Source organism: Mycobacterium sp. ABE4_509 (assembly GCF_056160785.1).
The window spans coordinates 1-21,838 of record NZ_JBSWXU010000091.1 but is presented as its reverse complement, the minus strand read 5'-3'; the positions used below and the strand labels follow the sequence as shown (position 1 = coordinate 21,838).

Here is a 21,838-nt window from a genome sequence, read left to right as displayed (position 1 = left end):
CTCCTCGACGGCGGCGCCGTCCGGCCCGCTGCCGGCCCGTCCCGCGGCGGACTCGATCTTGGCGATCGCGCTGCGCGCGGCCTCCGGGTCGACCATCCCCGGCACGTCCACCAGCGCCCGCAACGCGACCAGCACACCGGTGGCCTCCGGTGAGGTCAGCCGCAGCGGGTGATCGATGCCGGCGGTGAAGGTCACCTCGATGGTGTCGCCGGAGAACTCGAAGTCGATGAGGTCGCCGGGCCCGTAGCCCGGCAGCCCGCACATCCACAGCTGATTGAGGTCCTCGCGGAGCTGTTTGACGCTCACGCCCAGGTCGGAGGCCGCTTCTCCGTAGGTGATCCGCGGGTTGGCCTGGAAGTAGGGCACCATGTTCAGCAGCCGGACCAGCCGCGCCGACGTCGCGGTCATACGCTCACCTCGCGATCCGGCGTCGCCTGTGCCTGCAGCCGGGCCAGGACGTCCTCGCGCAGCGTGGCCGGCTCCAGGGCCACCGCGTCGGCGCCGTAGCTGGCGACCTCGCGGGCGAGCCGGTCGACCATGCCGATCTCGATGCTGAGTTCGGCGCCGGGGCGGCCGGCGAGCGTTCTGGGCCCGACCATCGTGCCGCGCCGGCGCAGCGCGGTCGCGCGCCCGTCTGCCACCCACACTCTGGCCTGCCCGGTCGACGGCCAGTCACCGACCACCCGCGCCACGATCTCGCGCAGGTCGACGTCCTCGGGCGGGTGCACCGATCCCGGCGGGCCGACAGCGGTCACCTCCGCCCCGATCCGGGACAGCCGGAACGTCCGCACCGCATCCCGGTCGCGGTCGTGTCCGACCAGGTACCACCGCCCCCGGTCGGTGACCACACCCCAGGGTTCCACGGTGCGGGTGACGTACGGTTCGCTGCGCGCCGGACGGTGACCGAACTGCACGGCTTGGCCGGAGTCGATGGCTGACAACAGGATTCCCAACACCTCCTCGGACCCGCGCAGGCCGGGCAGGGCGGCGGTGGACGTGATGGCGACGTCGCCCTCGGCGGCTTCGATGTCCACGCCGGCGGCCCGCAGCTTCAGCAGCGCCCCCTGGGTCGCGGTGATCAGCTCCGGGGATTCCCACAGCTGGGTGGCCACCGCGACGGCGGCGGCCTCGTCGGGCGTCAGATCGACCGCCGGCAGCGCGTAGGCGTCCCGGTTGATCCGGTAACCCTCGGTCGGGTCGGTCGCCGAGGCCCGCCCGGTCTCCAGCGGTATGCCCAGGTCACGCAGCTCGTTCTTGTCCCGCTCGAACATCCGCGAGAACGCCTCGTCGCTGCCGTCACCGGAATAGCCGTACACGGTCTCGCGGATGCGGTCGGCGCTGATGAAGGTGCGCGTGGACAGCAGCGCGATGACGAGGTTCATCAGCCGTTCGACTTTGGAGGTCCCCACGCCTAAGAGCTTAAGGCGAGCCGGCCCGGCTCTGACGCGGCGCGTCTGACAGGATCGGCCCGGTGAATCGCTGGCAGAGCTCGGATGTGCCCCGTGGCGACGACTACGACGAGCGGTGGCGGCGCCTGGCGGCCAGCGGCGCCAGCGTGCACGGCGAGGCCGACCTGATCGAGTCGCTGCTGAGAACCGGCGGCGGAACCCGTGTGCTGGACGCCGGATGCGGGACCGGCAGGGTGGCGATCGAACTCGCCGCCCGCGGCTGTTCGGTGGTGGGTCTGGACGCCGATCCGTCGATGCTGGCCACGGCCCGGTCCAAGGCGCCGGAGCTGCGCTGGGTCGAAGCCGACCTGGTCGACGCCGGGTCGAACCTCGATGAGGTGTTCGACCTGATCGCGCTCCCGGGCAACGTGATGATCTTCCTGCAGAAGGGCACCGAGCAGGCGGTGGTCGACCAGCTCGCGGCGCGGCTGCGGCCGGGCGGACTGCTGGTCGCGGGATTTCAGCTGCGACCAGGCCGGCTGACCCTGGAGCGATACGACGACATCGCCGCCGCGGCCGGCCTGGAGAAGATGCACCGCTGGGCGACCTGGGACCGGGAGGCCTACACCGGGGGCGACTACGCGGTCTCGGTGCACCGCCGCCCGGCGTGATCGATGGGGGCCGCCCGGCGTGATCACATGCTGGCGATGAGCCGTTTGACGCGTTCGTCGACCGACCGGAACGGGTCCTTGCACAACACGGTTCGCTGCGCCTGATCGTTGAGCTTGAGGTGCACCCAGTCGACGGTGAAGTCGCGGCCGGCCTCCTGGGCGGCGCTGATGAACTCACCGCGCAGCTTCGCACGCGTGGTCTGCGGCGGGGTGTCGACGGCGGCCTCGATCTCCTCGTCGGTGGTGACGCGGGCCGCCAGGCCCTTGCGCTGCAGCAGGTCGAACACGCCGCGGCCGCGCTTGATGTCGTGGTAGGCCAGGTCGAGCTGACTGATCTTGGGATCCGAGAGCTCCATGCCGTACCGGTCCTGGTAGCGCTGGAACAGCTTGCGCTTGATCACCCAGTCGATCTCGGTGTCGACCTTGGCGAAGTCCTGGCTCTCGACGGCGTCGAGCTGGCGGCCCCACAGGTCGACCACCTGGTTGATCTGGGCGTTGGGCTCGCGGGTCTGCAGGTACTCCACCGCGCGGGCGTAGTACTCGCGCTGGATGTCCAGCGCGCTGGCCTGCCGACCGCCGGCGAGGCGCACCGGGCGCCGACCGGTCAGATCATGGCTGACCTCGCGGATCGCCCGGATCGGGTTGTCCAGTGAGAAATCCCGGAAAGCCACCCCGGCCTCGATCATCTCCAGGACCAGCGAGGCCGAACCCACCTTGAGCATGGTCGTCGACTCGCTCATGTTCGAGTCCCCGACGATGACGTGCAGCCTGCGGTACTTCTCGGCGTCGGCGTGCGGTTCGTCACGGGTGTTGATGATCGGACGAGACCGGGTCGTCGCCGAGGAGACGCCCTCCCAGATGTGTTCGGCACGCTGGGACAGGCAGTATGTCGCCGCCTTCGGGGTCTGCAGCACCTTGCCGGCACCGCAGATCAGCTGTCGGGTCACCAGGAAGGGCAGCAGCACATCGGAGATCCGGGAGAACTCGCCGGCGCGCACGATCAGATAGTTCTCGTGGCAGCCGTAGGAGTTGCCCGCCGAATCGGTGTTGTTCTTGAACAGGTAGATGTCACCGCCGATGCCCTCATCGGCCAGGCGCTGCTCGGCGTCGACCAGCAGATCCTCGAGAACGCGCTCACCAGCCCGATCGTGGGTGACCAGCTGGGTCAGGTTGTCGCATTCGGCGGTCGCGTACTCGGGGTGGCTGCCCACGTCGAGGTACAGTCGCGCACCGTTGCGGAGGAAGACGTTGCTGCTGCGTCCCCACGACACCACCCGCCGGAACAGATAGCGGGCGACCTCGTCGGGGCTCAGCCGGCGATGGCCGTGGAACGTGCAGGTGACACCGAACTCTGTCTCGATGCCCATGATTCGTCGCTGCACCTCATCGAGACTACTTGTTGCCCGGCCGAAGTGGTGGCCGGGCCACGCCGGAGTCGTGCGAACAGCGGATCATCGCCGTCGCCCGGGAGTTGCAGCAGCCGCCTGCGAGGTCGCCGACCTGCCGATTCTCAGTCGCGCGCGATCCAGCCGAGGCGGCGGCTGATCTCGTCGGCGGCCGCGATCGTGAGCTTGGCGACCTCTTCGAAGCGGTCCACCCCGAGCCGGTAGCTGGGGCCCGAAACACTCAGCGCGGCAACCACTTGGGAATGCACGTCGTAGACGGGTGCGCCGACCGCGTTGAGTCCGACCTCGAGTTCCTCGCTGACGCTGGCCCAGCCCCGGTCACGCACCGCGGCCAGCTGGTTGGTCAGCTCGGAGATGCTGGCCACGGTGGTGTCGGTGAACGACTCGAAGCCGCCCTCGCACCGGGACCGGACGTCGGCGGCGTCGAGCCCGGACAACAGCACCTTGCCGCTGGAGGTGGCGTAGGCCGGGCAGGTCTGCCCGACCCAGGTGCGCAGCGTGATCTCGGCGGGGCCGATGGCCTCGACGATGTTGACGATGCGGTTGTCGTCGAGCACGGCCAGGTTTGCGGTCTCGCCGACGTCGACCGACAGGCCGTTGCAGATGTCCTGGCTCATCTTGACCAGGTCCAGATGCGATCCGCTGGAGTGAGCCAGCCGGGTGATCGCGAACCCGATCCGGTACTTGCCCCGCTCGGAGACCTGCTCGACGAAGTCGCGCGCCTCCAGCACCGCGACCAGCCGCGACACCGTGGACTTGTGCACACCGAGCTCGGCCGCGATCTCGGTGACGCCGGCCTGACCGAGTTCGGCGAGGATGTCGAGGACCTGTAATGCGCGGTCGACGGACTGCACGGCTGCGGGCGGATCGCCCTGGGTCCGGTTGTCCTGACGCTTTGCCATTAATCACCGAGCCTATACGCCCGCCGGGCCCGGCCTGGCGGCGCGTCTAGGCCGGGCGCGTCAGCCGGGACAGCACCCAGTGGTGGAATTCGGCGATGTGGTGCTCGGCCGGCACCAGCACCCCGCCGTGCCGGTAGGCCCGCGATCCCATCGCCGGCTGGGTGCGCTCGCAGGCGTCGAAGTCCTGGACGTTCACCCGGTGGAACAACTCGACCGAGTGCGACACGTCGTGGCCGGACTCGAGCACGTCGGGGGCGTAGAGCCAGTCGCATTCGACCACGGTGCGGTCGGCTGCGAGCGGATACATGCGGTGGAAGATGATGTGGTCGGGCACCAGATTGACGAACACCGTCGGCCGGACGGTGACCGCGTAGTAGCGCCGGTCCTGGTCCGGGTTCAGCCCCGGCAGGGTGGTGAACCCCGGCGAGCCGTCGACGGTGAAACCCGCGACGTCTGTCCCGAACTCGGCGCCGCGGCCCACATAGGACTGGGCCGCCATCCCGCGGGCGAACTCGGGCAGGACCTCGACGAGTTCGGGGTGGATGGCCGAACAGTGGTAGCACTCCATGAAGTTCTCGACGATCAGTTTCCAGTTCGCCGCGACGTCGTAGACCACCCGACGGCCCAGCGCCAGGTCGTCGATCCGGTAGCGGTCGATGGCGCCGTGGTCGCCGAGGCGGTGGGTGACGTCGCCGACCACGTCCTCGAGGAAGGACGGCGGTTCGTCGGCCAGGCACACCCAGGCGTATCCGAGCCATTCGGTGAGAGCGACCGGCACCAGGCCGTACCGGTAGCGGTCGATCGGCTGGCCCGCCTCGTCGGTCAGGGTGCCCAGGTTGGGCGCGGCGACGAGCCTGCCGTCCAACCCGTAGGTCCAGGCGTGGTAGGGACACCGCAGCGTCCGCTTGACCTGGCCGGTGTCCTCGGTGCACAGCTGCGCGCCGCGGTGCCGGCAGACGTTGAGAAACGCCCGAAGCACCCCGTCCCGGCCGCGGACGACCAACACGCTCTCCCGGCCGACCTGCACCGTGCGGAATTGGCCGGGTTGGGCCAGTTCCGCGCTGCGCACGGTGCAGACCCACATGGTCTCGAAGATCTTGATCTGCTCGTCGGCGAACACCGTTTCGCTTGTGTAGTAGGTGCCGCCGAGGGTCGTCAGCAGCGCCGACTGCGGTGGGGTCTCTTCAGCGATGGTCATGTCGTCACCAGCCTGCTCGGGTCGAAAAGCGAAATCGGGTGGTCGGTGGCGCCGTCGATGGCGAGGTCGGCGAGGATCTCCCCCACCACGGGCACGAATTTGAAGCCGTGGCCGGAGAACCCGCAGGCCACGGTCACATGCGCGCACTCGGGATGGCGGGCGATCACGAAGTGCTGGTCGGGGGTGTTGGAGTACATACACGTCGACGAGTGCAGGCACGGCCCGTCCAGGTCGGCCAGCAGCCGGCCGACCCGGTCACGCATCTCGAGGATCTCGTGTGGGTAGACGGTGCGGTCGATGGTTTCCGGCGTGCATTCGACGCCCTTGCGGAAGAACGCGACCTTGACCCCGCCGCGGGGGCCGTCGATCGCCGGGAAGCCGTAGATCTGCATGGCCGTGTCGTCCTCGGCGATGAAGATCGGGTGATCGGAGAACGAGGCGGTGCCGCCGGCGGGGTCGAGCCAGTAGAGCACCTGACGTTCGACGGTGATGGGCACGCCGAACTCGTTCAGCAGCTGCGGCGCCCACGCCCCGGGGCAGATCACCACCTGCCCCGCGGTGTAGGTCGCCTCGGCGGTGCGCACGGTGACTCCGCCGGGGGTCTCGGCCCACTCGAGCACCTGTTCACCGAACTGCAAGGTGGCTCCGGCGTTCTCGGCGAGCGCGAGGTGCGCCTGCACGGTGAGCTCGGGCCGGGCGAATCCCGCCTTGGCCTCGAAGAGGGCGACATCCCCCGGGTTGGGGGTGAAATTCGGGAATCTCGAGCGGATTTCGCAGCCCTCGAGGACCTGATGAGCCAGACCCCACTCCTGACTGGCCCGCAGGCTGCCCGCGACGGTCAGGCAGTCCGGCGGCCCGAGGAACAGCCCGCCGGTCATCCGGTAGACGTCTCGCCCACTGTCGAGGGCCAGCTCGTTCCACAGTTCGTACGCGCGCAGCAGCAGCGGCACATAGGCGGGATCCTCGAAGTAGGACTGCCGGATGATGCGGGATCCACCGTGGCTGGACCCTCTGTCGTGGGCGGGGGTGAACCGCTCCAAACCCAGTACCCGCTGGCCGCGGGCGGCCAGATGGTAGGCCGCGGCGCTACCCATGCCGCCGAGGCCGATGACGATGACGTCGTATGGCTTGCGCTCCTGAAACATCGCTCGCTACCTCCTGATCCGGGCCATCTCGGGATCGACCGCCGGCTCGGCCTGCACGCTGGCGTGCAGGGTGGCGCCGCGGTAGTCGACGGTGACGCCGTCGCCGATTGTGACCTCGGCCGGCAACCACGCGTAGGCGATCGTGCGTCCCAGGGACGGCGAGTACCCGGCGCTGGTCACGTAGCCCGCACAGGCGCCGTCGACGAAGACCGGCTCCTTGCCCAGCACAGCGGCGTCGGGGTCGTCGAAGACGATGCTGTGCAGCGTCGACGCGGGAGTCTGTGCCCGGCTCAACGCGTCTCTGCCGACGAACTCGACCGCCTTGTCCATCCGCACGGCGAAGTCCAGACCGGCGGCTGCCGGTGTGTGCTCTGCCGTCATGTCGACGCCCCAGCTGCGGTAACCCTTTTCGATTCGCAGGCTGTTGAACGCGATCCGGCCGGCTGGGATGATCCCGTGGGAACTGCCGGACTCGGCGATCAGATCCCACAGTGCCGCACCGTATTCCGCGCTCGTATAGATCTCCCAGCCGAGCTCGCCGACGTAGGAGACCCGCATCATCGTCACCGGAATGGCGTCGAGATAGGTGTGAATGGTACGGAAGTACCGGAAACCCGTGTGTGAGATGTCGTCGGGACAAAGCGGGGCCACCACGTCGCGTGCCGACGGTCCCCATACCCCGAGACAGCATGTGCCACCGGTGATGTCGCGCAGCACGACATCGGCGGGCTTGTGCCGGGACAGCCAGTCGAAGTCCATCGGCGAGTTTGCGCCGACCTGGAAGGTGTCCTCGCCCAACCGGGCGACCGTCAGATCGCTCCGAATCCCGCCGGTCTCGTCGAGCAGCAGGCTGTAGGTGACCGACCCGACGCTCTTGTCGATGTTGTTGGTGGTCATCTGCTGCAGGAAACCGAGTGCGCCCGGACCCGCGACCTCGTAGCGGGTCAGCGGTGTCATGTCGTACATCGCCACCTGCTCACGGGTCCATGCGGCCTCGGCGACCGAGATCGGGGACCAGAAGCGGGCAGCCCATTCGTCACGCTCGGGAAGGTGGAGCCCTTCGGCGGCAAGGCGTTGCGTCAGTTCAGCATTGGACTCGAACCAGGCCGGCCGCTCCCAGCCGCCGCCTTCGTAGAAGAAGGCACCGGCCTGTACCTGACGGGCATGGAAGGGACTGGTGCGCAGGCCACGCATCCTGCTGCCGTACTGGTGCGGGTGGATGACGTCGTAGACCTCGGCGAAGGACTGCGAACTGGTCTGCAGAATGAATTCGGGGCTGCGCGCGACGTCCTCGAAGCGGTACAGGTCGCACTCGTGGGTGTCGACCGACGGGGCGCCGTCGAGGATCCATTCCGCGGTCGCCCTGGCCACCCCCGCCGAGTGGGTCACCCACACGGCTTCGGCGACCCAGAACCCGGCGAGGTCGCGATGTTCCCCCATCAGCGATCCGCCGTCCGGCGTGAAGGAGAAGATGCCGTTGAACGCCTCCTCGACCTTCGAATCGACAAGGGCCGGAAGCAGTTCCTTGGCAGCCTTCCAAGCCGGAGCGAAGTCCTCTTCGGTGAACGGCAGCATCGAGGGCATGGCCTCGCCGGCGGTGTCGACCATCAGGGTCGACATGTCGACCGGCATCGGCTTGTGGTTGTACGAGCCGATACCGAGGCGGTCGACATGTTCGCGGAAGTAGAGATCCTGGTCCTGGTGCCGCAGGATCGGCAGGCCGGCTTCGGTGAGGTCGGTGTTGCGCCCCACCAGATCGGCAACCTGACCGGTACGGGCGTACTGATGGGCCATCGGCACCAGCGGCAGGACCAGACCCACCTGCTTGGCCAGTTCCGCACCCCAGAATCCGGCCGCGCACACCACGACGTCGGCGTCGATCACGCCGTCTGCGGTCCGGACGCCGGTGACACGGCCGCCGGCCTCGACGACGCCGAGAACCTCGGTGTGCGGGCGCAGGGTGGCACCCCTGGCTTCGGCCCGGCGCGCCTGGGCCTCTGCCGCGCGCAGCGCTTTGGCCAGGCCGTCGGTCGGTGTGTGGAAGCCGCCGAGCACCCGGCTGCGGTCGACCAGCGGGTGCAGTTCGGCGCATTCGTCCGGGGTTATCAACCGGCCCGGGATGCCCCAGGCTTGCGCAAGGCCCGCCTTGCGGTGCAGGTCAGCCCAGCGTTCGGCGGTGGTGGCCACTTCGAGGCCGCCGACCGGGTTGAACACCCAGCCATCGGGATGCTCGAGGCTGCTGAACTTCTCGACCGTGTACCGGGCGAATTCGGTCATGGTCTTGGACGGGTTGGTCTGGAATACCAGGCCGGGGGCGTGCGAGGTCGACCCGCCGGTGGCGAACAGCGGACCGCGGTCCACGACGGTGACGTCGGTGCAGCCGCGGGCCGTCAGTTCGTCGGCCAGCGAAGTACCGACGATGCCAGCGCCGATCACAACGATTTTGGGCATGGGACAGCCGCTCCGATTCGACAGCGAATTTGAAAGAATGTTGCGTATAACGCAACGTGATGCGTTATGCGCAACATCATCCACCTTCGGCCTATCCGACGCAAGACGGACACGCCTACAAAATCGCTGTGGGTTGAGTCACGGAATCGTCGGGGCCGTCGTCAGGGCCGTTGTCGGGGCCTCCGCGCATACCCACCGGCGAACGCGTCGATACTCGAGGACGCGCCCTCACGACGCTCCCGAGATCTACGGGCGTCCCGAACGGCCGTGGTGGGTGGGTGTCGATCCGGTGGGCGCCGATGTCTTCTGCGGCAACAGCATCCGCGAGCTATGGGATGCCCGCGAGGGGCTCATCGACGCGAAAGGCGCAATAGGCCAACGCGGTTGTCGCCGCACGCACAGCCGGATTGCCGTGGGGGCAGATCGGCGAAATCCCCGGGGTCACCCGCCAGCAGCTGCGCCGCAAGTACGCCGCCGGAATACCGCGCTAGGAACTCTCGGAGCTGTCAGCGGATTCCGAAACGCTTTCCGGCAGAAGTGCTTCCAGTGCAGAGCCGGTGATCCGGCGGAACGCGCGTCGCGGCCGGTTCGCGTCGAGGATCGCCACCTCCAACGTCGACGGCCCCAGCGTGCGCGGCTCATTACCGTTTCCGCCGGCAGTCAACGCACCCACCGCGATCGTCATCGCGTCTTCGAGCGAGGCGTCCTCGGTATAGGTCTCGTTCAGCGCCGTCGCGATCGGCTCGGTGGTGCCGCCCATCACCACGAAGTGCGGTTCGTCGGCGATGGAGCCGTCGTAAGTGATTCGATACAGCTCCGGCGCCTTGGTTTCGCCGTAGTGCGCGACCTCGGCCACACACAACTCGACCTCATAGGGCTTGGCCTGTTCGGTGAAGATGGTGCCCAGCGTCTGGGCGTACACATTGGCCAGCTGCCGGCCAGTGACGTCACGCCGCGAATACGCGTATCCCTGGGTGTCGGCGAAGCGGATACCGCCGCTGCGCAGGTTGTTGAACTCGTTGAACCGGCCCACGGCCGCGAAACCCACCCGGTCATAGAGCTCGCTGACCTTCTGCAGCGAGCGCGACGGATTCTCCGCGACGAAAAGCACCCCGTCGGTGTAGGCCAGGACGACCACACTGCGACCACGGGAGATTCCTTTGCGCGCGAGCTCGGAGCGCTCACGCATCGCCTGCTCTGGCGAGATGAAATAGGGAAAGCTCACGAATCTCCTCGCGCATCAGCGGCACGGTGAGCGTCCGGGCCGAAAGTGTCTGCCCGCGAACGGCTGTCGATGATCTCCTGGCACGCCGCCGCGATCTGCTCCTCGGCCACCTCGGCGGCGCCCTCGGCACTGATCAGAACCGCGGTCGGGAAGATACCGCGCACCAGATCCGGACCGCCGGTCGCCGAATCGTCGTCGGCGGCGTCATAGAGCGCCTCGATGGCGACCCGCAACGCGGTGTCGGCGTCACTGACCTGTGAGTACAGCTTCTTCATCGAGGACTTGGCGAAAATCGAGCCGGAGCCGACCGACTGGTAGCCCTCCTCCTCGAAGTTCCAACCGCCGGCGGCGTCGAAGGACACGATGCGCCCGGCGCCCGCCGGGTTGGGATCGTCGACGTCGTAGCCGGCCAGCAGCGGCAGCGCGACGAAACCCTGCAGCGCGGCGCCCAGGTTTCCGCGGACCATGGTGGCCAACCGGTTCACCTTGCCCGGGAACGTCAGCGCCACCCCCTCGAGCTTCTCGTAGTGCTCGAGTTCCACCGCGTAGAGCCGCGCGAACTCCACGGCGATGGCCGCGGTTCCCGCGATGCCGGTCGCCGTGTAATCGTCGGTGATGTAGACCTTCTGCACGTCGCGGCTGGCGATCATGTGGCCCTGGGTGGCCCGCCGGTCACCGGCCATCACCACGCCCCCGGGGTACTTCAACGCCACGATGGTGGTGCCGTGCGGCACGGCTTCGGTCGGCACGCCCGCGGGTGCCGGGCCGCCCGAAGGCAACAGATGGGGCGCCTGGTCGCGCAGGAAATCGGAGAACGACGACAGGTTCACACCGCCGTGCGCCGTACCCTGCGGCAGCGCGCTAGCAACTCCTGGTAGCGGGGACAGATGGGCCGATTGGTCGCGGTTCGGCCAGGTCACTGTCCACCCTTCTGGACATACGCACGCACGAAGTCCTCAGCATTCTCCTCCAGGACGTCATCGATCTCGTCCAGCAGGTCGTCGGTGTCCTCGGCAAGCTTCTCACGGCGCTCCTGCCCGGCGCCCGTGCTGCCGGAGAGGTCGTCGTCTTCGCCGCCCCCGCCGCCACGCTTGGTCTGCTCCTGAGCCATCGCTGCCTCCTGCGTATGTCTGCGGCGGGCTGAGTGAAGCCCGCCGGTCTCTCCACACTACCGGTCGTCGGCCGGATTGCCGGGGATAGCCTGCTCAGTTCGTCAATTGCTCCACGAGTTCGACAGCGCTGTCGACGGACTCCAGAAGCGCCCCGACATGGGCCTTGCTTCCCCGCAGCGGTTCGAGCGTCGGAATCCGCACCAGCGAATCGCCACCCAGATCGAAGATCACCGAATCCCAGCTGGCGGCCGCGATGTCGGCACCGAACCGGCGCAGGCACTCACCGCGGAAATAGGCCCTCGTGTCGGTCGGCGGGTTCTCCACCGCATCGAGCACCTGCTGCTCGGTGACCAGGCGCCGCATCGAGCCGCGCGCCACCAGCCGGTTGTAGAGGCCCTTGTCCAGCCGCACATCGGAGTACTGCAGGTCCACCAGGTGCAGCCGCGGCGCCGACCAGCCGAGGTTCTCGCGCTGCCGGAATCCCTCCAGCAGCCGCAACTTGGCCGGCCAGTCCAGCAGGTCGGCACACTCCATCGGATCCCGCTCCAGCAGATCCAGCACATGCGCCCAGGTCTCGAGCACGTCATTGGCCCGCGGGTCCGGGTCACGGCTGTCGACGAGCTTGGCCACCCGGTCCAGGTAGATCCGCTGCAGCGCCAGACCGGTGAGCTCGCGCCCGTCCGCCAGGGCCACCGTGGCCCGCAGCGACGGATCACGGGACAGCACGTGCACCGCGTGCACCGGCCGCGCCAGCGCCAGATCGGACAGGTCCGCCCCGATCGACGGGCCCTCCTCGATCAGGTCCAGCACCAGCGAGGTGGTGCCGAGCTTCAGATAGGTCGAGGTCTCCGCCAGGTTGGCGTCACCGATGATGACGTGCAGACGGCGGTACTTGTCGGCGTCGGCGTGCGGCTCGTCGCGGGTGTTGATGATGCCGCGCTTGAGCGTGGTCTCCAGGCCGACCTCGACCTCGATGTAGTCCGAGCGCTGGGACAACTGGAAGCCGGGCTCGTCGCCGGACGGCCCGATCCCGACCCGGCCCGACCCGGTGACCACCTGCCGGGACACCAGGAACGGCGTCAGACCGGCGATGACCGCCGAGAACGGGGTCTGCCGACTCATCAGGTAGTTCTCGTGCGAACCGTAAGAGGCGCCCTTGTTGTCGATGTTGTTCTTGTAGAGCTGCAGTTTGGCCGCGCCCGGGACGCTGGCGACATGGCGTGCCGCGGCCTCCATCACACGTTCGCCGGCCTTGTCCCAGACGACCGCGTCCATCGGGTCGGTGCACTCGGGCGCGGAGTACTCCGGGTGGGCGTGGTCGACGTAGAGGCGGGCACCGTTGGTCAGAATCATGTTGGCGGCCCCGACCTCGTCGGCGTCGACCACCGGCGGCGGGCCCGAAGAGCGGCTCAGGTCGAACCCGCGAGCGTCCCGCAGCGGCGATTCGACCTCGTAGTCCCACCGTGTGCGCTTGGCCCGCTGAATTCCGGCCGCCGCCGCATAGGCCAGCACGGCCTGGGTCGACGTCAGGATCGGATTCGCGGTCGGATCGGACGGCGACGATATGCCGTACTCGACCTCCGTTCCGATGATCCGTTGCATACCACCCAGACTAGAGGGCCGACGTGAGGCACCACGATGCGGGCGAGCCCACCCAGCCGCGAATACCGGCGGGCGCCCGGAGGCCATGGTGAGATTGTCGGCGATGACCCTGATCAGCCACACCGGCCACGGCGTCACAGGCAGCACCCGGTGACCCTGTCCCCGGAGGCCCGGCTGTCCGCCGAACGGTGGTTCCTGGAGCGCGGACTGCCCGCGGTGCTGCGTCCGGGCACCCTGGTGCGTCGGGTGTGGCTGCGCTCGGCTCCGGCGCTGGCCGGCTTCGCGGTGATCCTCGCGTTCTCCATCGCGGTGGTGGCGCTGACCGGCCGGCACACCATCGACGTCGACGGCACCTCGAACCGCGAGGACATCTTCGTGCTCGCCGTCGTGGTGCTCGTCATCCCGGTGTCGGCGGCGGTGGGCTGGCTGGTGTCCCGTACCGAAGCCCCCGGCGTACGCGCGGCGGCGGTGGTGGTCTCGCTGGGCGTCGCCGTGCTGGCGGCGCTGTTCGGCGGGCCGAGCCCCAACTTCCTGGTCGATGCCGTCGTCGAAACCGTGGTGATGGTGCTGATCCTGGTCTGCACCGCCACCGGCGTGGGCGCGGTAATGGGCTGGGCGGTGCGCACGATGATGGCCAACCTGGCCTCGGTGGGCAACCTGCTGCTGGGCGCGCTGCCGGTGATGTTGTTGACGGTGCTGGCCTTCTTCAACGGCCCGGTGTGGACGATGGCCGGGACCGTGTCCCGCATCCGACTCTGGCTGGCGCTGCTGTTCCTGCTGGGGATCGCGGTGACGTTCCTGGTGTCGGGCACGGTGGGCCGGGTCCGCCCGATTCTGCGCCCCGGCCGGCGTCGACCCGAACACACCCGGCAGTTGGACACCACCCCGTTCGGCGAGATGCCCGACCATCCGCGGCGGCGGCCGCTGTCCAGATACGAGCAGTTCAACGTGGTGTTCGTCCTGGTGTTGTCCCAGGTGGTGCAGATCCTGACGGTGGCGATCGTGACGGGATTCCTGTTCCTGATCTTCGGCCTGATCCTGATCGACGGACCGCTGCTGCACGCATGGACCGGCGGAGGCCGCAGCGACGGCGAATTCCTGGGCATGACGCTGCCCATCCCGCAGGCACTGATGCACGTCACGATGTTCCTGACGGCGCTGACGTTCATGTATCTGGCCGCCCGCGCAGTGGGCGACAAGGAGTACCGCGCGCACTACATCGACCCGCTCACCGATGATCTCCAGGTGACGCTGCTGGCCCGCGACCGCTACCGCGCCGCGACGGCGTCATGACCGATCCAGCGGCGCTGCGCGCGATCCACGAATGGTTCCTGCGCCGGGGACTCCCGCTGGTGCTGACCCGCCGGGTGCGGTCCCGCAAGCTGATCGCACGCTCGGCGCCGGTGGTGGCCGGGATCGGTGTGCTGATCGTGGTGACGATGCTGCTCGCCGACTGGACCGGGGAGAACCCCGACACCGGCTACATCGTCCGACTGGCCGCCATCGCCGCGGTGCTGGCGGCCGCACCGTTCGCGCTGGACACGCTGCACCGCCGCGGTACCGCCGCCTCGGAGGCGGGCCGGCGCGGCGGCGCCCTGCTGGTGATGGGGATCTTCGTGCTGGCGGTCCCGATGGTCTCTGAGGGTTTGTCCACCGACGCTGCGGCCGAGGCGACGATCTTCCTGGCGGTGTCACTGATCGCTATCTGGTTCACCTACCTGGGATTCGGCTCGATCGCACTGTGGGCGTTCCGGTTCGCGTGGGTGCAGCTGGGAGCGCTGGGCACGCTGATGAGTCGGGCGTTGCCGCTGCTGATGCTCACCGTCGTCGTGTACTTCACCGGTGAGCTGTGGCAGCTGGCCGCCCGGATGGGCAGGGAAAGGCTCTGGCAGACGATCGGGTTCCTGAGCCTGGTGGCGCTGTTGTTCATGGTCGCCACCATCCGCGACGAGGTCAGCGAACTGCGCCAGGACCGGTCCGAGCAGTCCGACCCCACCTCGCTGCTCGTCGGCACCCCGATGGAATCGATGCGCATCTCCGCCGCGGTGCGCACCCCGCTGTCGCGGGCCGAGCAGCTCAACGTGGTGGCCGTCATGGTTGTCGCACAGGCCATCCAGGTGGTGCTGTTCACCACCGGGCTGTTCGCGTTCTTCCTGGCGCTGGGCTTGATCGCCATACCCGACGATGTGACGGTGCTGTGGTCCAGCGAGCAGACCTGCGCGGTGGGCGAACCGCCCTGCGCGGGAACGTGGTTCGGCATCCACATCCCGATTCCCCAGACGATGGTGCACACCTCGTTGTTCGTGGCGGTCCTCTCGGGCCTGTACTTCACGGTCAGCACGAGCGTCGATCCACTGTACCGGCAGCGTTTCTTCGACCCGCTGGTCGCCGATGTCGCGGTCAGCCTGGCCGGCCGCGACGCCTACCTCGAGCTGGAGCGAAGCTGATCGGTCCGGCCGTGCAGCAGCATGTGCCGGGTCGCCTCGGTGCGCGAGGACACCCCGAGCTTGCGGTATGCGCGGTAGAGGTGGTTGGCCACCGTCTTGGAGCTCAGGTGCAGCCGCTTGGCGATCTGCTGGTTGGTCAGCCCTCGGGCGACCTCGTCGAGGATGCGGCGCTCGGAGTCGGTCAGTTCGCCGATCCGGGGGGTGCCGGCGGACTCCAACCGGGCGGCCCACGGGGATGCACCGATGCGGCGGAACCCGTACAGCGCCTCGGTGCGCGCCTGGTCGCGCTGCGCCGGATCGAGACTGATCCGCGCCTTGTCCATCAGCGCGCGGGCCCGGTCGAAGGCATCGATCTCCGGATCGAAGATCGCCACCGCCTCGTCGAGCAGACGCAGGGCCCGGGCCGGGTCGGTCGCGGCGAACCACAGCGCCCGCGCCCGCAGCGCGGTCGCGCGGGTCCACCGGCTCGATCCGCCACTGGCCGCCACCGCGCAGAGGTGGTCGACCAGCGGTTCGGCATCGGCGTGCCGTCCCAGCGCGGTGTAGGCGTCGACGAGGTCGACGTGCCAGCGGGCCACCTGCGGCGCCAGCGGGCCGCCGGCCTGCTCGAACGCCCAGCACTCGCCCAGCCGGGCGACGACTTCGTCGTAGCGCAGTTCGGTCAGCGCGGCCAGACCGGCGTTGGCCAGCAGGAAGTAGCGGGCGCCGAACGTCGACTGCCGTTCGGAGATGGCGAATCCGAGTTCCAGGTCGGCCCGGGCGGCCTGATCGTCGCCCCGGACTGCGGCGACACGGGCCCGCAACCCCAGCCAGAACGGTGCGAATGCGCGCTGGCCGGTTCCCATGCACAACGCGACGGCCTCGTCGAGACACACCAGCGCATCGTCGAATCGCGAAGCCCGGATGTGGGTTTCGCCGAGCGCTCCGTAGGCCATCGCCAACGACGCCCGCGCTCCCTCGGCCCGCAGAATGCCGACCAGCCGGCTCAGCTGCTCGACCGCCTCGCCGTAGCGTTCGGCGATCGACATCGCTCGGCCGACGTGCAGGCCGACCAGCGGATCATGCCGGATCGCGGCCACCAGGTCGAGCGGTTGGAGGGTGTCGACGAATTCGTCGGCGCGTCCTTCGTCCCACGCGCTCGCGGCGTGCGCGAGAACCACCCGGGCGACATCGGACTCCACCGATCCGGGTTCGGAGTGGGCGACCGCGGCCTCGGCGGTCTCGATGATCTGGGCGACCAGCCCGAGCATCCCCAGCGGGATGGCCATCCGGGCCCGCACGACGCCGACCTGGGCCGGGGTGGCGACCGCCAGGCATTCCATCAGCCGCTGCAGCGCCGCGGCGGGGGCCCCGTCGACGGCCTCCAGGGTGGCCAGGGTAAGGGTCGCCGCGACGTGCAGGCCGGACCAGCGCTCCTCGGCGAGGACGCCCTCGAGGCGGTGCCGGGCTGCCCCGGCGTCACCGGCCGCGCCGAGCAGTTCGGCGGCCTCGACGAGCAACCGGCCCCGCCGAGCGTCGCTGCCGGTGAGGTGCACGGCGAGGTCGAGCATGCGGGCGGCGGCCTCGATACCGCGGCCGGCCCGCAACCTGGTGGCCGCCTCGACCAGCGCGTCGGCCAGGTCCTCGTCGGGCCCGACGGTGCCCTGCGCGCGGTGCGCCAGCCGCACATCTTCGGGCAGCACCGCATTGTCGGCGAACTCGAGGTTCAGCGACCGGCGCCGATGCTCGGTCATGCCCCCGATGACCGCGCTGCGCAACAACGGGTGACGCAGGGTGAGGCGCCCGTTGGCCAGGACGGCCAGCCCGAGGTTCTCCAGTTCTTCGAGCGCGGTGGCCGGATCCGCCAACCGCGATGACGCGATGGCGGCCCAGGAGTCGTCGGACGACACCGCGATCCGGTCGAGCAGCTCCCGGGCCGCGCTGCCCGGTGGGGGAAGGTAGCGGGTGAAGGCCTCGGCGAGATCACCGACCAGCGGGATCTCGTCGGGCAGCGGCTCGACCCCGGCGAGCTGGTGGCGCGACAGCGCGTGCGGCAGCTGCAGCAGCGCCAGCGGGTTGCCGGCGGCTTCGTCGATGAGGCGCTCGGCCACCCGGGGGGCGATCGGGACTGCGCTGGCCGACTCGAGTGCCGCCATCGCCTCGGGCCGCGGCAGCCCGCCGAGTTCCTCCACCGCGAACCCCTCGGCGAAGGCGTGTACCGAGGCGACCGGCCGTCCGGTGACCACGACGAGCACCCCGCTCATCACCGCCCGCCGCAGCGCGAGGTTCAGCGCGGTGCGGCTCGACGGGTCGGCCGCGTGGATGTCGTCGACCAGCAGCGCCGTCCCGGAGGCGGCCTCGAACCCGGCGCACAACACCTCCGCCGCGTGCATCGCATCGATGTCGCCGGCCCGCATCTGCTCCGACAGCGGCCGCGGCCAGCCCGCCGCGACGTCAGCCGCGGTCGACATCGCCGGTCCGACATCACCACCCCGGCAGGTGATGACGCGCGCCGCGTCGCCGATGTGGTCGGCCAGCCAGCTGAGCACGCTGGTCTTACCGATGCCCGGGTCACCGATGAGCACCAGCACCTGTCCTCCGCCGTGCTCGGCCCGGCGCCACGAGCGCGCCAACCGGTCTGCGAGGTCGCCCCGCCACGCCAAACCCGCCATTGGCAGGCAAGGCTATCCCAGATCGTGGCGGGCGGCCCCGCCCGGCGGTCTACTCGATGACCTCCCAATGGTCGTTCTCGTCGGGTCCACCGGCAGTGATGACCACGGGGCGGGTGTCGCCGCTGCGGTCGGCGGCCGAGCACTCGAAGGTGTCGCCGACCGGGACCACCTTGATTCCCTGACCGCAGTCGACGGTGACGTCGAAGCCGTACTCGTCGGAGATGTCCTGCGCGAGGCCGTCGGCGGTGTCGCCGAGTTCGTAGACGGTGTCGATCGTTTCGAAGCTGACGTCGTTGTCGTCGCTGGTGAACGTCGTCTCGACGCGCACGTCTTTGCCGTCCAGGTCGGCGACGCAGGTGATGGTGTCGCCGGACTTCGGCGCCTCGTCCGGGCGGGGGCACTCGACCGAGGAGACCTCGCGCGAGATGGACTCGTACTGCGTGTTGAGTTCGTCGGTGATGGCGGTTTCGAGCTTCTCGTAGTCCGGGCCACCGGTGGAGAACGAGAACTGGCAACCCGCCAGCACCGGAGCCGTCACAGCCAACACCGCCAGAAGAGGTCGAGGAGATATCACTGCATCAACGCTAGTTCGCACCCTCCCGCGGCCGATATGGGAACAATTTCCCTACTTGGCCCCGCCCACCGACGCAGCTCGACGCCGAGGCGCTGGCCGCCGAACACGGTGCGGCCGCGGTGCTGCTCAACGGGCCGCGCTACTGGCTGATGGACACCGTCGAAAAGGACACGACCGGCCCGCGCGAGGTCGTGACGTTCGGCGGCATCGAGATGCTGCGCCAGCACACGGTCACCCGAAACGCGGTGTTCGTCTTCGCCGACGGCCGCACGGTGTTCGAGCTCGTGGACGCCGACGGCCGGGTCTGGGTCATGCAGACCTTCAGTCAGGCCGCCCAGGTACCCCAGGACGACCTGACCAACAGCTACTCGCTGGTGCGCTGAGGCCTGCTCAGAGGTACTGCCCCAGGTTCGACTCGGTATCGATGGCCCGGCTGGCGCTCGACGACTTGCCGGTGACCAGCGTGCGGATGTAGACGATCCGCTCACCCTTCTTGCCCGAGATCCGTGCCCAGTCGTCCGGGTTGGTGGTGTTGGGCAGGTCCTCGTTCTCGGCGAACTCGTCGACGATCGAGTCGAGCAGATGCTGGATGCGCAGACCGGGCTGACCGGTCTCCAGCACCGACTTGATGGCGTACTTCTTGGCCCGGTCGACGACGTTCTGGATCATCGCCCCGGAGTTGAAGTCCTTGAAGTACATGACTTCCTTGTCACCGTTGGCGTAGGTGACCTCCAGGAACCGGTTGTCGTCGATCTCGGCGTACATCCGGTCGACGACCTTCTCGATCATCGCCTTGATGGTGGAACCGCGGTCGCCGCTGAACTCGGCCAGGTCGTCGCCGTGCACCGGCAACTCCTCGGTCAGGTACTTGCTGAAGATGTCCTGCGCCGACTCGGCGTCCGGACGCTCGATCTTGATCTTCACGTCGAGGCGGCCGGGCCGCAGGATGGCCGGATCGATCATGTCCTCGCGGTTGGAGGCACCGATCACGATGACGTTCTCCAGCCCCTCCACGCCGTCGATCTCACTGAGAAGCTGTGGCACGACAGTTGTTTCGACATCGGAACTCACACCGGTACCGCGGGTGCGGAAGATGGAGTCCATCTCGTCGAAGAACACGATCACCGGGGTGCCCTCGGAGGCCTTCTCCCGGGCCCGTTGGAAGATCAGCCGGATGTGGCGCTCGGTCTCGCCGACGAACTTGTTCAGCAGTTCGGGGCCCTTGATGTTGAGGAAGTAGGACTTCGCCTCCCGGGCGTCGTCGCCACGGACCTCGGCCATCTTCTTGGCCAGCGAGTTGGCCACCGCCTTGGCGATCAGCGTCTTGCCGCAGCCGGGCGGGCCGTAGAGCAGCACGCCCTTGGGCGGGCGCAGCGAGTACTCCCGGTAGAGCTCCTTGTGCAGGAACGGAAGTTCGACGGCGTCGCGGATCTGCTCGATCTGGCGGGTCAGGCCGCCGATGTCGTGGTAGCTGACATCGGGCACCTCCTCCAGCACCAGGTCCTCGACCTCAGCCTTGGGGATGCGCTCGAACGCGTAACCGGCCTTGGTGTCCACCAGCAGCGAATCACCGGGGCGCAGCTTGCGCGGACGGTCGTCACCGAGTTCGTCGACGTAATCGTCAGGGAGGTCGGCGGCGGCCACCAGCGGCTCGGCCAGCCAGACGATCCGCTCCTCGTCGGCGTGACCCACGACCAGGGCACGGTGACCGTCGGTGAGGATCTCCCGCAGCGTGGAGATCTCCCCCACCGCCTCGAAGTTCCCGGCCTCGACCACGGTCAGCGCCTCGTTGAGGCGCACCGTCTGCCCCTGCTTGAGTTCCTTGGTCTCGATGTTGGGAGAGCAGGTCAGCCGCATCTTGCGGCCGGAGGTGAACACATCGACGGTGTCGTCCTCCTGCACGGACAGCAACACGCCGTAACCGCTGGGCGGCTGACCGAGCCGGTCGACCTCCTCGCGGAGGGCCAGCAATTGCTGGCGCGCCTCTTTGAGCGTGTCCATCAGTTTGGCGTTTCGAGCGGCCAACGAGTCGATCCGGGCCTCGAGCTGGTGCACGTCACGCGCACTGCGCAATCCGCTCTGGGGGCCTACCGCGCTTTCCAGTTGCTCGCGCAGAACCGCCGCTTCGCGGCGAAGTTCTTCCAGTTCTGCAGCATCCTCGCTGGACAGATGGCTATCGGGGGATGTCCCAAAGACTTCAGAGGCTTCAGAACGCTCGGACTCACTCATATTGCGCTCCTCTCCCACACCCGAAGTTGGTGCGGTAACAACTTCAACGCTACCGGCGATTCAGACTTTGTGTGTGGTCTAGGAATTCGACACACCAGCAACACTGTTAACCTCTGATGATTCAGTCGGCCGAACGGAAGGACAGCCGTGATCCTGAAAAGCCTCGTGACCAGCCTGACCGCTGGAGCAGCAGCAACCATGCTGGCGGGCGCCGTGGCGGCGGGTGTGACCTCAATTTCACTGGGCGCGGGCGTGGCGGGAGCCACCCCTGCCGCCGTCGATGCTCCCATGCCGGCCGCGCCGGCCCCCGAACTGCAGGGGCCGCTGGTGTCGACGCTGTCCGCGCTGGCCGGACCGGGTTCGTTCTCCGGCGGAAAGTCCAGCTATGTCCAGGGCGGCCTCGGCCGCATCGAGGGCATCACCGCCGACCGCGCCTACAACAATGCCGCCGCGAAGGGATATTTCCCGCTGAGCTTCTCCATCGCCGGCATCGATCAGAACGGTCCGGTCGCCACCGCGAACGTGACCGCGACGTCGCCGGCGGGCGCCAGCGCCAGCCAGAACATCACCTTCGTCGCCGGCCCCAGCCCGACGGGCTGGCAGCTCACCAAGCAGTCGGCTCTGGCCCTGCTCTCGGCCGTAGGCTGATCCCTCCGGCAAACCATGACGCTGCCGCGTCGCCGGATTCCAGTCCTGAGCGCCGTCACGATCGTGGCGGCGCTCGGGCTGTCCGGGTGCGGTCAGCCGAGCGGCACCGAACCGGGCACCACCGCGACCGTTCAGACCTCGCCGGCGCCGTCGGTGGGGATGGCTCCGCCCAGCGCCCCGGCCCGCGGC

At 68.6% G+C, this 21,838-nt stretch carries 17 protein-coding genes and 2 pseudogenes; 5 read left to right on the top strand and 14 right to left on the bottom strand.

Translation table 11 applies throughout. The features are described 5' to 3' along the window. Positions 1-408: pseudogene (locus ACXAID_RS18475) on the bottom strand (protein pafC); the annotation flags it as partial. Next, positions 405-1,409 (bottom strand): helix-turn-helix transcriptional regulator, encoded by a 1,005-nt coding sequence (locus ACXAID_RS18470; RefSeq protein WP_421459077.1) that lies wholly within the window; start codon positions 1,407-1,409, stop codon positions 405-407. The pseudogene ACXAID_RS18475 and the gene ACXAID_RS18470, both read right to left, overlap by 4 nt. Before the next feature lie 62 nt (positions 1,410-1,471). On the opposite strand from ACXAID_RS18470, the gene ACXAID_RS18465 reads away from it, so the two are divergent. Then, positions 1,472-2,059, top strand: coding sequence for a class I SAM-dependent DNA methyltransferase (locus ACXAID_RS18465; RefSeq protein WP_475023667.1), 588 nt, complete (start codon positions 1,472-1,474; stop codon positions 2,057-2,059). Between the two features lie 23 nt (positions 2,060-2,082). On the opposite strand, the gene pafA is transcribed toward ACXAID_RS18465, so the two are convergent. The 9 genes from pafA to dop all read right to left on the bottom strand — a co-directional run bounded on the left by pafA (position 2,083) and on the right by dop (position 13,100). After that, positions 2,083-3,441 (bottom strand): Pup--protein ligase, encoded by a 1,359-nt coding sequence (gene pafA / locus ACXAID_RS18460; RefSeq protein ID WP_475023666.1) that lies wholly within the window; start codon positions 3,439-3,441, stop codon positions 2,083-2,085. A gap of 128 nt (positions 3,442-3,569) precedes the next feature. Continuing rightward, positions 3,570-4,367, bottom strand: a complete 798-nt coding sequence (locus ACXAID_RS18455) for an IclR family transcriptional regulator (protein WP_475023665.1) — start codon at positions 4,365-4,367, stop codon at positions 3,570-3,572. A 46-nt stretch (positions 4,368-4,413) separates the two neighbouring features. After that, positions 4,414-5,565 (bottom strand): aromatic ring-hydroxylating oxygenase subunit alpha, encoded by a 1,152-nt coding sequence (locus ACXAID_RS18450; protein WP_475023664.1) that lies wholly within the window; start codon positions 5,563-5,565, stop codon positions 4,414-4,416. Further along, the gene (gene solA / locus ACXAID_RS18445; protein ID WP_475023663.1) at positions 5,562-6,710 is read right to left on the bottom strand and encodes an N-methyl-L-tryptophan oxidase; all 1,149 of its coding nucleotides are present in this window, start codon (positions 6,708-6,710) and stop codon (positions 5,562-5,564) included. The genes ACXAID_RS18450 and solA overlap by 4 nt, the downstream gene beginning before the upstream one ends. A gap of 6 nt (positions 6,711-6,716) precedes the next feature. Beyond that, the gene (locus ACXAID_RS18440) at positions 6,717-9,161 is read right to left on the bottom strand and encodes a GcvT family protein (protein WP_475023662.1); all 2,445 of its coding nucleotides are present in this window, start codon (positions 9,159-9,161) and stop codon (positions 6,717-6,719) included. 487 nt (positions 9,162-9,648) lie between these two features. Further along, positions 9,649-10,386: a proteasome subunit alpha gene (prcA, locus tag ACXAID_RS18435; protein ID WP_475023661.1), complete on the bottom strand. Its 738-nt coding sequence runs from the start codon at positions 10,384-10,386 to the stop codon at positions 9,649-9,651. Continuing rightward, positions 10,383-11,306 carry a proteasome subunit beta gene (gene prcB / locus ACXAID_RS18430; protein ID WP_475023660.1) on the bottom strand — a complete coding sequence of 308 codons (924 nt, stop codon included), beginning with the start codon at positions 11,304-11,306 and terminating at the stop codon, positions 10,383-10,385. The genes prcA and prcB overlap by 4 nt, the downstream gene beginning before the upstream one ends. Continuing rightward, entirely contained in the window at positions 11,303-11,497 is a 195-nt protein-coding gene (locus ACXAID_RS18425; protein ID WP_475023659.1) for a ubiquitin-like protein Pup, read from the bottom strand. The genes prcB and ACXAID_RS18425 overlap by 4 nt, the downstream gene beginning before the upstream one ends. Positions 11,498-11,591: 94 nt before the next feature. Continuing rightward, entirely contained in the window at positions 11,592-13,100 is a 1,509-nt protein-coding gene (dop, locus tag ACXAID_RS18420; RefSeq protein ID WP_475023658.1) for a pup deamidase/depupylase, read from the bottom strand. A gap of 150 nt (positions 13,101-13,250) precedes the next feature. Between dop and ACXAID_RS18415 the strand changes: the two genes are divergently transcribed. After that, a complete protein-coding gene (locus ACXAID_RS18415; protein ID WP_475023657.1) occupies positions 13,251-14,393 on the top strand; it encodes a hypothetical protein in 1,143 nt (380 codons plus the stop codon). Next, positions 14,390-15,547 (top strand): hypothetical protein, encoded by a 1,158-nt coding sequence (locus tag ACXAID_RS18410; protein ID WP_475023656.1) that lies wholly within the window; start codon positions 14,390-14,392, stop codon positions 15,545-15,547. Before ACXAID_RS18415 ends, ACXAID_RS18410 begins: the two co-directional genes overlap by 4 nt. On the opposite strand, the gene ACXAID_RS18405 is transcribed toward ACXAID_RS18410, so the two are convergent. Together ACXAID_RS18405 and ACXAID_RS18400 are read right to left on the bottom strand one after the other, a co-directional pair. Then, on the bottom strand, positions 15,523-18,198 hold the full coding sequence (locus ACXAID_RS18405) for a LuxR C-terminal-related transcriptional regulator (protein WP_475023655.1): 2,676 nt from the start codon (positions 18,196-18,198) through the stop codon (positions 15,523-15,525). The genes ACXAID_RS18410 and ACXAID_RS18405 overlap by 25 nt on opposite strands. 49 nt (positions 18,199-18,247) lie before the next feature. Further along, positions 18,248-18,736 carry a DUF4333 domain-containing protein gene (locus ACXAID_RS18400; RefSeq protein ID WP_475023654.1) on the bottom strand — a complete coding sequence of 163 codons (489 nt, stop codon included), beginning with the start codon at positions 18,734-18,736 and terminating at the stop codon, positions 18,248-18,250. 77 nt (positions 18,737-18,813) lie between these two features. Between ACXAID_RS18400 and ACXAID_RS18395 the strand changes: the two are divergent. Beyond that, positions 18,814-19,155 (top strand): annotated as a pseudogene (locus ACXAID_RS18395) (hypothetical protein); the annotation flags it as partial. A 7-nt stretch (positions 19,156-19,162) separates the two neighbouring features. Here the strand turns inward: ACXAID_RS18395 and arc are convergent. Continuing rightward, positions 19,163-21,001 carry a proteasome ATPase gene (arc, locus tag ACXAID_RS18390; protein ID WP_475023653.1) on the bottom strand — a complete coding sequence of 613 codons (1,839 nt, stop codon included), beginning with the start codon at positions 20,999-21,001 and terminating at the stop codon, positions 19,163-19,165. Positions 21,002-21,148: 147 nt separating this feature from the next. On the opposite strand from arc, the gene ACXAID_RS18385 reads away from it, so the two are divergent. Continuing rightward, positions 21,149-21,649, top strand: coding sequence for an MTB12 family secreted protein (locus tag ACXAID_RS18385; RefSeq protein WP_475023652.1), 501 nt, complete (start codon positions 21,149-21,151; stop codon positions 21,647-21,649). Positions 21,650-21,838: the final 189 nt, after the last annotated feature.